This is a genomic window from Pseudomonas brassicacearum, from assembly GCF_003732265.1.
GTDB lineage: Bacteria > Pseudomonadota > Gammaproteobacteria > Pseudomonadales > Pseudomonadaceae > Aquipseudomonas > Aquipseudomonas brassicacearum_D.
Window position 1 is genome coordinate 138,254 of the sequence record NZ_MOBK01000008.1, and the last position, 11,937, is coordinate 150,190.

The 11,937-nt window shown below is 59.4% G+C and carries 12 protein-coding genes; all 12 read right to left on the minus strand.

Translation table 11 applies throughout. From position 1 onward, the window contains the following. Positions 1-77: 77 nt before the first annotated feature. Complete coding sequence (der, locus tag BK660_RS21620; protein ID WP_123435020.1) at positions 78-1,547, minus strand: ribosome biogenesis GTPase Der; 1,470 nt, start codon at positions 1,545-1,547, stop codon at positions 78-80. Between the two features lie 139 nt (positions 1,548-1,686). Further along, on the minus strand, positions 1,687-2,838 hold the full coding sequence (bamB, locus tag BK660_RS21625; protein ID WP_123435021.1) for an outer membrane protein assembly factor BamB: 1,152 nt from the start codon (positions 2,836-2,838) through the stop codon (positions 1,687-1,689). After that, positions 2,831-3,472 (minus strand): tetratricopeptide repeat protein, encoded by a 642-nt coding sequence (locus tag BK660_RS21630; RefSeq protein ID WP_123435022.1) that lies wholly within the window; start codon positions 3,470-3,472, stop codon positions 2,831-2,833. Before BK660_RS21630 ends, bamB begins: the two co-directional genes overlap by 8 nt. 40 nt (positions 3,473-3,512) lie before the next feature. Then, positions 3,513-4,802: a histidine--tRNA ligase gene (gene hisS, locus BK660_RS21635; protein ID WP_059182204.1), complete on the minus strand. Its 1,290-nt coding sequence runs from the start codon at positions 4,800-4,802 to the stop codon at positions 3,513-3,515. A gap of 37 nt (positions 4,803-4,839) precedes the next feature. Further along, a complete protein-coding gene (ispG, locus tag BK660_RS21640; RefSeq protein WP_007944259.1) occupies positions 4,840-5,949 on the minus strand; it encodes a flavodoxin-dependent (E)-4-hydroxy-3-methylbut-2-enyl-diphosphate synthase in 1,110 nt (369 codons plus the stop codon). Between the two features lie 3 nt (positions 5,950-5,952). After that, positions 5,953-7,008 carry a RodZ domain-containing protein gene (locus BK660_RS21645; RefSeq protein ID WP_123435023.1) on the minus strand — a complete coding sequence of 352 codons (1,056 nt, stop codon included), beginning with the start codon at positions 7,006-7,008 and terminating at the stop codon, positions 5,953-5,955. Continuing rightward, positions 7,008-7,766 carry a type IV pilus biogenesis/stability protein PilW gene (pilW, locus tag BK660_RS21650; protein ID WP_059182202.1) on the minus strand — a complete coding sequence of 253 codons (759 nt, stop codon included), beginning with the start codon at positions 7,764-7,766 and terminating at the stop codon, positions 7,008-7,010. Before pilW ends, BK660_RS21645 begins: the two co-directional genes overlap by 1 nt. A 17-nt stretch (positions 7,767-7,783) precedes the next feature. Next, positions 7,784-8,926: a dual-specificity RNA methyltransferase RlmN gene (rlmN, locus tag BK660_RS21655; RefSeq protein WP_027922755.1), complete on the minus strand. Its 1,143-nt coding sequence runs from the start codon at positions 8,924-8,926 to the stop codon at positions 7,784-7,786. Positions 8,927-8,954: 28 nt separating this feature from the next. Then, complete coding sequence (gene ndk / locus BK660_RS21660; protein WP_007916882.1) at positions 8,955-9,380, minus strand: nucleoside-diphosphate kinase; 426 nt, start codon at positions 9,378-9,380, stop codon at positions 8,955-8,957. Positions 9,381-9,472: 92 nt separating this feature from the next. Next, on the minus strand, positions 9,473-9,673 hold the full coding sequence (iscX, locus tag BK660_RS21665; protein WP_017340315.1) for a Fe-S cluster assembly protein IscX: 201 nt from the start codon (positions 9,671-9,673) through the stop codon (positions 9,473-9,475). Between the two features lie 14 nt (positions 9,674-9,687). Next, positions 9,688-10,029, minus strand: a complete 342-nt coding sequence (gene fdx, locus BK660_RS21670) for an ISC system 2Fe-2S type ferredoxin (protein WP_123435024.1) — start codon at positions 10,027-10,029, stop codon at positions 9,688-9,690. 2 nt (positions 10,030-10,031) lie between these two features. Then, positions 10,032-11,894, minus strand: a complete 1,863-nt coding sequence (gene hscA, locus BK660_RS21675; protein ID WP_123435025.1) for a Fe-S protein assembly chaperone HscA — start codon at positions 11,892-11,894, stop codon at positions 10,032-10,034. Positions 11,895-11,937 lie beyond the last annotated feature (43 nt).

Below are 11,937 nucleotides of genomic sequence, written 5' to 3' on the forward strand. Positions count from 1 at the left end.
AGACACAAAAAAGGGCTCTGACTTGAGCCCTTTTCTGCAGTGACTTGAAGCTTGCAGCTCGAAACTTAAAGCTGCTTCTATTTCTTGTCGCGGCGCTTTTTGTCGGCCTTTTTGTGGTGCGACATCATGCGACGCTTCTTGTTGACCTGCCGGTCGGTCAGCGTGGTCTTTTTACCTTCGAACGGGTTCTCGCCGCCCTTGAACTCGATGCGGATCGGCGTACCGACCAGCTTCAAGACACGACGGTAAGTGTTTTCCAGGTAACGAACGTAAGACTTCGGCACCTTCTCGATCTGGTTACCGTGGATCACGATGATCGGCGGGTTCGCACCACCCAAGTGGGCGTAACGCAGCTTGATCCGGCGGTTGTTGACCATCGGTGGCGCGTGCTCACCGACCGCATCTTCCAGAATCTGGGTGAGGCGGTTGGTCGGCCAGCGGGTCACGGCGGACTTGAACGAGTTCTGTACCGAGGCGTAGAGGTTGCCCACGCCCGTGCCGTGCAGGGCCGAGATGAAGTGGATGTCGGCGTAATCAACGAAGAACAGACGACGCTGCAGCTCGACCTTCACGAAATCGCGCTCGCTCGGCGTCATGCCGTCCCACTTGTTGATCGCGATAACCAGCGCGCGACCCGACTCAATGGCAAAGCCCAGCAGGTTGAGGTCGTGGTCCACCACGCCTTCGCGCGCGTCCATGACGAAGATCACCACGTTGGCGTCTTTGATCGCTTGCAGGGTTTTGACCACGGAGAATTTTTCAACTTCTTCGTGGATCTTGCCGCGCTTGCGCACACCGGCGGTGTCGATCAGCGTGTACTTCTCTTCGTTACGCTCGAACGGGATGTAGATACTGTCGCGGGTGGTGCCGGGTTGGTCATACACGATCACCCGGTCTTCACCGAGCATGCGGTTGACCAGTGTCGACTTGCCGACGTTCGGGCGGCCAATGATGGCGATCTTGATACCGTCTTTTTCGCTTGGGCCAGGAATGCGCTTGGCTTCCTCACCTTCGGCAACGATCTCTTCTTCGCCTTCTTCCAGCTCTTCGTCGTCTTTCGGGAAGTCGCTCAGGGCGATTTCCAGCATCTGGGTGATGCCACGACCATGAGCACCGGCGATAGGGATCGCGTGGCCCATGCCCAACGGGGCGAACTCGGCGCGGGCCATTTCAGGGTCGATGTTGTCGACCTTGTTGGCAACCACGTAGGAGCGCTTGTTACGTTTGCGCAAATGCTCGGCGATCATCTGGTCGGCGGCGGTGAAACCGGCCTTGGCATCTACCAGGAACAGAACGACATCCGCTTCTTCAATGGCCAGCAGCGACTGCTCGGCCATTTTTTCGTCCATACCGTGCTCGTCACCGGAGATACCGCCGGTGTCGACCAGAATGTAGGAACGCCCTTGCCACTTGGCCTCACCGTATTGGCGATCACGGGTCAGACCGGACAAGTCGCCGACGATGGCGTCACGAGTCCTGGTCAGGCGGTTGAACAAGGTGGACTTGCCGACGTTCGGTCGGCCCACCAGGGCGATTACGGGAACCATGCGGCTCTCCACTTCGTTATTTCAGAAAATACAAAAGCCGCTGCGAGGCAGCGGCTGGTGCTCGGGGCAGCGCTTGTGGGCGCTGCGAACCCCGTGTTACGGGGCTGCCTGGGGATTAACCCCAAGCATAGTCAAACCTTTACTTAATGGTCAGGGCTTCCAGTTTGCCGCTGTTGCCATACACATAAATCGTGTCACCCACCACCAGCGGACGGGCACGCAGGCCGTCGCTGTCGATCTTTTCGCGGCCGACGAAACGACCGTCCACCTGGCTCAGCAGGTGCAGGTAGCCTTCCATGTCGCCGACTGCAACGTAGCTGGAGAACACTTCCGGAGCCGACAGTTGACGACGGGCCAGCGAGTCGTTGCTCCACAATGCCGTGGTGGAACGCTCATCGACGCCTTCAACCGTGCCCGCGGACAGGCTCACGTAGACGTTGCCAAAACCCTGGGCGACACCGGCATAGCTGGAAGCATCACGCTGCCAGAGCTGACGACCGCTTTCCAGATCCAGTGCCGCAACGCGCCCCTGATAGCTGGCAACGTACAAAGTACCGCCGGACAGCAGCAAGCCGCCGTCGATATCAACCACACGTTCCAGCTCCGAACGACCTTGTGGAATCGCTACTCGCTGTTCCCACACCGGCACGCCGTTGGTGATGTCCAGAGCGACCACTTTACCGGTCGACAGGCCAGCCAGCGCAAGGCGGTTGGTCACGATCGGTGCGCTGGTGCCGCGCAGGGTCAGGACCGCAGGGGTGCTGTCATACAACCAGCGCTGGTTGCCGGTCGCAGCATCCAGACCGATCAGACGGTCGTCCTGAGTCTGAACGACAACCACGTCACCATTGTTGGCCGGCGGTGCGAGGACTTCACTGGTCACGCGAGCGCGCCATTTCTCTTCACCGTTGATCGCGTCCAGGGCAACGATTTCGCCTTTGAGCGTGCCGATCATGACCAGCCCGTAACCCACGCCAACGGCGCCGGAAACTGGCAGTTCGAGATCTTTCTTCCATTTGACGTCGCCATTGCTGCGATCCATCGCGACCACCACGCCAGTGACGTCGGCCGCATAGATGGTGTCGCCATCGATCGCCGGTACCAGCATGTTGTAGGTTTCGCCCTGACCGTCACCGATCGAACGACTCCACTGCTTGTGCAAGACCACTTCTTCTTTGAAGTCGACGAGCTCGGCAGGCGGCAATTCTTTTTTGCTGTTGCTGCTGCAACCCGCGGCCAAAATGGCCAGGGCCAGCAATGCTGCATGTTTCCAACGAATCACGTCACGCATCCCCTTTGGCCAGATCGTCCAGCTTGATTTGTAGGCCGCCGACCGCCGCTTCATCCGACAGGGCTGCCTTGGCTTTTTGATACGCCTTGTTCGCTTCGTCGGTACGACCCAACTGCACCAGCAGGTCGCCTTTGAGTTCTTCACGAGTGGCCAGGAATGCTTTGTCGGCATCGCCTTCAAGCAGTTTCAGGGCTTCATCGGCCTTGTTCTGCGCGGCCAGTACCTGCGCCAGGCGCTGACGGGCGATTTCACCCAGCGCCGGGTTGGCCGGTTTGGCGATAATGGCTTTCAGCTCGGTGGCGGCGTCGTCCAGCTTGGCGCTGTCGACCGCGACTTTCGCCACGAACAGGCTGCCGTATTGTGCGTAGGCACTGCCGGCGAACTCGCTGTTGAGCTTGCCAGCCAGGTCGGCAACACGGGCTGCGTCAGGCTTGCCGTCAGGCGTCAGCGTGGTTTCAAGCAGTTGCTGATAGAGCATCGAGGCGCCTTGCGACTGATTGCTCTGATACTTGTGAAAGGCTTGCCAGCCGAACACGATGACCAGCGCCAGCAGGCCGCCAGTAACCAGGGGCTTGCCGTTGCGTGACCACCAGTCCTTCAAATCCGCCAGTTGTTCGTCTTCGGTACTCGACACCCCAATACTCCTTAATCGCTAAATCGGCTGTTTGACAGCTTCAACCCTGCACGACGCAGGTGGCCAGGTGTGCAGCAAGCGCATCCCAGGCAATGCTTTGTTGTTCGCCCTGGCCACGCAGGGGTTTGAAACCTACCACTTGCTGGGCCATCTCATCGTCACCGAGGATCAGCGCATACAGCGCACCGCTCTTGTCGGCCTTCTTGAACTGGCTTTTGAAGCTGCCGGCGCCGGCATTGACTTGCAGGCGCAGGTTGGGCAATTGATCACGGACACGTTCGCTCAGGGTCAGGCCGGCGAGTTCCGCCGCTTCGCCGAAGGCGCAGAGGTAGACGTCGACCTGACGGGAGATTTCTTCCGGGATCTGCTCCAGGGTCTCAAGCAACAGCACCAGGCGCTCGATACCCATGGCGAAACCAACGCCCGTGGTCGGCTTGCCGCCCATCTGCTCGACCAGACCGTCGTAACGACCACCGGCACACACGGTGCCCTGAGCGCCCAACTTGTCGGTGACCCATTCGAAAACGGTCTTGCTGTAGTAATCCAGCCCGCGAACCAGCTTCGGGTTGATCACATAAGGAATGCCGGCGGCGTCCAGACGAGCCTTGAGGCCCTCGAAGTGCACGCGGGACTCGTCGTCCAGGTAGTCGGCCATTTTTGGCGCGTCGACCAGGATCGCTTGGGTGTCGGCGTTCTTGGTATCCAGAACCCGCAGCGGGTTGGTCTTCAGACGGCGCTGGCTGTCTTCGTCCAGCTTATCCAGGTGCGCGGACAGGAACTCGACCAGTGCTTCACGGTAGCGACCGCGCGATTCGGCAGTGCCCAGGCTGTTGAGCTCGAGCTTGACCGCATCACGGATGCCCAGCTCGCCCCACAGGCGCCAGGTCAGCACGATCAGCTCGGCATCGATGTCCGGACCATCGAGGTTGAACACTTCGACACCGATCTGGTGGAACTGGCGATAACGGCCTTTCTGTGGACGCTCGTGACGGAACATCGGGCCGATGTACCAGAGTTTCTGCACCTGGCCACCGCCGGTGATGCCGTGCTCAAGCACTGCACGCACGCACGCAGCCGTGCCTTCCGGACGCAGGGTCAGGGAGTCGCCGTTGCGATCTTCGAAGGTGTACATCTCTTTTTCGACGATGTCGGTCACTTCACCGATGGAGCGCTTGAACAGCTCGGTGAACTCGACGATCGGCATGCGGATCTGCTTGTAACCGTAGTTATCCAGCAGACGCGAAACGGTGCCCTCGAAATGACGCCACAGGGGCGTCTGTTCGGGCAGGATGTCGTTCATGCCACGAATGGCTTGCAGAGACTTGCTCACTTTAAATCCTTAAATTCGTTCGGCTCTTCAGTCGGGCTCAGCCGCGGGCGATAACTGCCGCGTCGGCTTCGACCTTCTCGGCCGCTTTCTGGCGGATCAAGCGTTCAAGCTCATCCACCAGATTGTCATTCGTCAGTTTCTGCGACGGCTTGCCATCGATGTAAATCAGGTTGGGCGTACCGCCGGTCAAGCCGATATGGGCTTCCTTGGCTTCACCCGGCCCGTTGACCACGCATCCGATGACCGCGACATCCAGCGGGACCAGCAGGTCTTCGAGGCGCCCTTCCAGCTCGTTCATGGTCTTGACCACATCGAAGTTCTGCCGCGAGCAGCTCGGGCAGGCGATGAAGTTGATGCCACGGGAACGCAGGTGCAGGGATTTGAGAATGTCGTAGCCGACTTTCACTTCCTCGACCGGGTCAGCCGCCAACGAGATGCGAATAGTATCGCCAATCCCTTCGGCGAGCAGCATACCGAGGCCCACGGCGGATTTCACTGTGCCTGAACGCAAACCACCCGCTTCGGTGATGCCCAGGTGCAGCGGCTGGACGATTTCCTTGGCCAGCAGGCGGTAGGCTTCGACGGCCATGAACACGTCGGAGGCCTTCACGCTGACCTTGAAGTCCTGGAAATTCAGGCGTTCGAGGTGCTCGACGTGGCGCAGGGCAGACTCGACCAGCGCTGCCGGAGTCGGCTCGCCGTATTTCTTTTGCAGGTCTTTTTCCAGGGAACCGGCGTTGACGCCGATGCGGATCGGGATCCCGCGATCACGGGCAGCATCGACTACCGCACGCACGCGGTCTTCGCGACCGATATTGCCCGGGTTGATCCGCAGGCAGTCCACACCCAATTCGGCTACGCGCAAGGCGATCCGGTAGTCGAAGTGGATGTCGGCCACCAACGGCACTTTGACCAGTTGCTTGATCTTGCCGAAGGCTTCGGCGGCATCCATGTCTGGCACGGAAATGCGCACGATATCGACGCCAGCAGCTTCCAGACGATTGATCTGGGCCACGGTGGCGGCGACGTCATTGGTGTCGCTGTTGGTCATGCTCTGCACAGCGATAGGCGCATCGCCGCCAACAGGCACGTTACCGACCCAGATCTTGCGGGATTCGCGACGTTTGATTGGAGATTCGCCGTGCATGACTTATTGACCCAACTTCAGGCGAGCAGTCTCGCCACTGGTGAACGGAGCGACATCAACCGCCTGACCGTTGTAGCTGACCTGCGCGCCACGGGCGAAGCCCAGACGCACGGCAAACGGCGGCTTGCCGCTGACGGAAACGCTATCGCCTTTACGCTTGAGACCACTCAACAGCACCTTGCCGGAGCCATCGGTCACTTGCGTCCAGCAATCGGCGGTGAACTGCAGCTGAACCTGGCCTTGGCCGGCCACTGGAGCCGTTGTGGTCGGAGCGGAAGCAGTCGGAGCAACCGGAGCGGTCGCTACCGGTGCCGGAACCGCTGGAACAGCCGGCGCCGGAGCAGTCGGTGTTGCAACCACAGGGGCAGTGCTGTGCGCTGGAGCAGCAACAACAGGCGCGGTGTTGTGCGTCGGGGCCACCGGTGCCGGTGCTACCGGAGCAGCAGGCGCGGTTGTTTCAGCTTCAGCCGGCGCTTCAGTGGAGGTCTCGGCTTGCGGCAACGCCAGCGAAGTAGAGCCTTCAGCCTGACCTTCCGCGACGGCCTGGTCTTCCGGCTCGTCCAGCGGATGGATCTGGGTGGTGCCGTCGGCGCCCTCCACTTCTACGTGTTCCGGGGCCAGGCCGATCGTTTCCTTGGTGCGCTGCGAGGTTTGATCCTGCCACCATACAAAACCGCCACCAATCACCGCGATCAGCAACAACAGACTGACGATGCGCAAAATAGTATGGGAAACCCGCACAGGCTCTTCGATACGACCCAGGCTGTGGACGCTGCTGCCCTGGGAGTCGGTACCGGTGGACTGGTCGAACTGCTGGACGAGAACGGCCTGGTCCATGCCCAGCAACTTGGCGTACGCACGGATATAACCGCGAGCAAAGGTATGCCCTGGCAGCTTGTCGAATGCGCCGGCTTCAAGATTGCTCAAGGAGGTAACGGTGAGGTTGAGCTTGAGGGCCACTTCGGCCAGCGACCAGCCATTGCTTTCGCGGGCCTGGCGCAAAGTCTCACCGGGGTTAACGCGATTCGCTGCTACAACTTCGGGATGCGCCGCTTTCATCATTGCTCCGACAGGTATTGCTGATATTCCGGCGTACCGGGATAGAGTCGTTTAAGTTGCAGGCCTGCACTTGCGGCCTTGTCGCGATCTTCGAACACGTTTGCCAGCCGAACGCCGAGCAATAGACTACGTGCATTTTGCTCGGCCAGCAGGCTAAAACGATCGTAATAGTCACGCGCGGGCACATAATGCCTGTCTTCGAAGGACAACTCAGCCATTTCGAGCAATGCACGAGGCTGTTGGCGATTCAAACGCAGGGCTTTTTCGAGTTGCTGCTGTGCAAGATCACGCTCGCCCAGCTTTGAAGCGGTCATGCCCAGGTTCTCGAATACTCGCGAACGCTCAGGATACAGCGTATCGGCGGCGGCCTGTTCAAAGCGCTCGTACGCCTCTTTGTAGCGTTTTTCCTCGAACAGGAAACTGCCGTAATTATTCAGGATTCGTGCGTCGTTGGGGCGGGAAGACAGTGCCTTGCGAAAATGCTGGTCGGCCAGTTCCGGCTCCATTTCAGCCTGGAACACCAGACCCAGCGCGGCGTTGGCATCAGGGTCCGAGTCATCCAGCTCCAAGGCCTTTTTCAGCGGGACCTTGGCGCGTTCGGTCATGCCCTGCTGCAAGTACCCCAGACCCAGCTGTACATAAGCCACACGCGCTTCATCGCGCCCCTTGCTGGTCTTCATCGGGTTGAAATCGCCCGACAGGACACAACCAGCACATAGGCTGGCCCACAGCAAAAGCAGCGCGAAGCGCAGGGACATAGAGATCCTCTCTTTAATTATTTCGCAGCGTTTGTAGCCATATCGTTTTCGGCGCTCAACTCGCGCACGGCGATATAACGTTCGCTGCGACGGGTGCGATCCAGCACCTGCCCTACCAATTGGCCACACGCGGCATCGATGTCTTCACCGCGGGTGGTGCGTACGGTGACGTTGAAGCCTGCATGGTGAAGCTGATCCTGAAACCGGCGAATCGCGTTGTTGCTCGGGCGCTCGTAACCGGAATGCGGGAACGGGTTAAACGGAATCAGGTTGATCTTGCACGGGATGTTCTTGAGCAGCTCGATCATCTCAACGGCGTGTTCAACCTTGTCGTTGATGTCCTTGAGCAAGGTGTACTCGATGGTCAGCACGCGTTTTTCGCCCAAGGACGACATGTAACGCTGGCACGACTCGAGCAGCATCTTAAGCGGATATTTCTTGTTGATCGGCACCAATTGGTTACGCAATGCGTCATTCGGTGCGTGCAGCGACAACGCCAGGGAGACGTCGATGTGCTTGGACAGCTCATCGATCATCGGTACCACACCGGAGGTCGACAGGGTCACACGGCGTTTGGAAATGCCGTAGCCCAGGTCGTCCATCATCAGGTGCATGGCCGCGACGACGTTGTCGAAGTTCAGCAGCGGCTCACCCATGCCCATCATCACCACGTTGGTGATGGCACGGTCGGCGGTTGCCGGGATGCTGCCAAACGATTTATTGGCAATCCACACCTGACCGATGACTTCGGCGGCGGTGAGGTTGCTGTTGAAACCTTGCTTGCCGGTGGAGCAGAAACTGCAATCCAGGGCACAGCCTGCCTGGGACGAAACGCACAGAGTGCCGCGTTTGCCCTGGGGAATGTACACGGTCTCGACGCAGCTGCCGGACGCCACGCGCACCACCCACTTACGGGTGCCGTCGGTGGAAATGTCCTCGCTGACCACTTCAGGACCGCGAACTTCAGCAATGACCTTGAGCTTGTCGCGCAAGGCTTTGCTGACGTTCGTCATGGCGTCGAAATCATCGACGCCAAGGTGGTGAATCCATTTCATTACCTGACCGGCACGGAAACGCTTCTCCCCGATCGAGTCGAAGAATTTTTCCATTTCCTGTTGGGTCAGACCCAGCAGGTTGGTTTTTACAGTCGATGTAGTCATGGATTCACCTTCACTCTTAAGCCAATGCTTAGCGAGTGGTTACTTCAGTAGCTGCGAAGAAGTACGAGATTTCGCGAGCAGCAGCGGCTTCGGAGTCCGAACCGTGTACAGCGTTGGCGTCGATGGAGTCAGCGAAGTCAGCGCGGATGGTACCGGCAGCAGCTTCTTTAGGGTTGGTAGCGCCCATCAGCTCACGGTTCAGAGCGATAGCGTTTTCGCCTTCCAGAACCTGGACAACAACCGGGCCGGAGATCATGAAAGCAACCAGGTCGCCGAAGAAACCACGAGCGCTGTGCTCAGCGTAAAAGCCTTCAGCTTCAGCTTTGGACAGTTGCTTCAGTTTCGAAGCTACAACGCGCAGGCCTGCTTTTTCGAAACGAGTGGTGATCTCGCCGATGACGTTTTTAGCAACAGCGTCAGGCTTGATGATGGAGAAAGTACGTTGAACAGCCATGGTGTAACTCCAGAAACGGTAATTTGTGAAAAATTAAACCCGCGAATTATACGCGGGTTCTTGGGTATTGCCTAACTGCGTACGGTGCAGACTCAGTCTGCTTCTTCGATCCAGGCGGCCTGAATGGCTTCAAGCACCTTCTCGCCACCGCGGGTCGGATCGTCACTGAACTCCGGTAATGCCAGCACCCATTTGTGCAGATCGACGAAGTTCACGTAGCGCGGGTCCACTTCCGGCTTGGATTCAGCCAGCTGGATCGCGATTTCCAGCACATCAACCCATTTCAGACTCATGTCACTTCCTTGAATCAGTGCGGCGCTTCAGCCGCATGGTTGAGCGAATATTTCGGAATTTCGACGGTCAGGTCTTCCGTACCGACAATCGCCTGACAGGCTAGACGAGATTGCGCTTCCAGACCCCATGCGCGATCAAGAAAATCTTCCTCCAGCTCATCGGCCTCTTCCAGCGAGTCGAAACCTTCGCGAATGAGGCAGTGGCACGTGGTGCAAGCGCAGACACCGCCGCAGGCGCTTTCCATCTCGATATGGTGCTCATGCGCCAAATCGAGAATGGACGTCCCGGGCTCAGCCTCCACAACCATGCCTTCCGGGCAAAACTTCTCGTGTGGCAGAAAAATGACCTGCGGCATCGTTATTCCTCAATCTCGTTCAGGTTGCGCCCCGCCAGCGCGGCTTTCACCGTCGAGTCCAGGCGGCGGGCAGCAAAGGCATCGGTCACTTGCGACAGACGCTTGGTCTGCTGCTCGATGGCGTAACCATCGGAACCTTTCATCAGTTCGGTCAATTCCTGCACCTGCATGTCGATGACCAGGCGCTCTTCGGCGTCGAGCAAGCGCTCGCCATCCGCTTCCAGAGCCGCCTGCACCGCTTCGATCAGACGCTGGGCGTCGACTTGCTGCTCACGCAGTACACGGGCGACTTTGTCGTCATTGGCGTGCTGGAACGAATCCTTGAGCATTTTGGCGATTTCGCCGTCGGTCAGACCGTAGGACGGCTTGACCTGAATGCTCGCTTCAACGCCCGAACCCAATTCACGGGCCGAAACGCTGAGCAGACCGTCGGCATCGACCTGGAAGGTCACGCGAATCTTCGCCGCACCCGCCACCATCGCCGGAATGCCGCGCAATTCAAAACGCGCCAGGGAGCGGCAGTCGCTGATCAGCTCGCGCTCGCCCTGCAACACGTGGATCGCCATGGCCGACTGGCCGTCTTTGTAAGTGGTGAAATCCTGAGCGCGAGCGACAGGGATGGTGGTGTTACGCGGAATCACCTTCTCCATCAGGCCGCCCATGGTTTCCAGCCCCAGGGACAACGGAATCACGTCGAGCAACAGCAGTTCATCGCCATCGCGCTTGTTGCCAGCCAACGTATCGGCCTGGATCGCGGCACCGATGGCCACCACTTGATCCGGATCGATTTCGGTCAGCGGCTGACGACCAAAGGCCTCAGCGACCGCTTCGCGAACGCGAGGCACACGCGTCGAACCACCGACCATGACCACCGCATGCACTTCTTCCAGCTCGACACCGGAATCACGCACGGCGCGGCGGCAGGCTTTCAGGCTGCGAGCGACCATCGGCTCGATCAGCGCATCAAAGGCTTCGCGGGTCAGTTCGGCTTTCCAGCCGCCATGAGCCACTTCCACCGACGAGGCGGTGGTCAGCGCCTCTTTGGCAGCGCAAGCCGTTTGCAACAGTTGACGCTGCGCGCCCGGATCGAGGTCGGCGGACAAACCGGCGTTCTCGATGATCCAGCCAGCAATCGCGTGATCGAAGTCATCGCCGCCCAGCGCACTGTCGCCGCCGGTAGCCAGGACCTCAAACACACCGCCGGTCAGGCGCAGAATCGAAATATCAAAGGTGCCGCCGCCCAGGTCATAAATGGCGACCAGGCCTTCAGCGTGCTGATCCAGACCGTAAGCCACAGCGGCAGCGGTCGGCTCATTGAGCAAACGCAACACGTTCAGACCGGCCAGTTTGGCCGCGTCCTTGGTGGCTTGACGCTGCGCGTCATCGAAATAGGCGGGAACGGTGATCACCGCGCCGACCAGTTCGCCACCCAAGGTCGCTTCAGCGCGCTGACGCAACACCTTGAGGATATCGGCGGAGACTTCGACCGGGCTTTTCGGCCCTTGCACGGTGTCGATGAACGGCATGTGCGACTCGCCGCCGACAAAGCGGTACGGCAGTTGATCGCCCAATTGCTTGACGTCGGACAGACCACGACCCATCAAGCGCTTGACCGACAGCACGGTGTTCAAGGGATCGGTGGCGGCAGCCAGTTTGGCGGATTCGCCGACTTCGACGCGATCAGCGTGATAGCGCACGGCAGACGGCAGGATGACCTGCCCGTCAGCGTCGGCCAGAGGCTCGGAAAGACCACTGCGCAACGCAGCGACCAGCGAATTGGTAGTGCCCAAGTCGATCCCCACAGCCAGACGACGCTGGTGCGGTTGAGGACTTTGGCCGGGTTCGGCGATCTGCAGTAGGGCCATTGGTATCAGGACTTATCTGTATATCAGGCGTGCGACCGGAGCG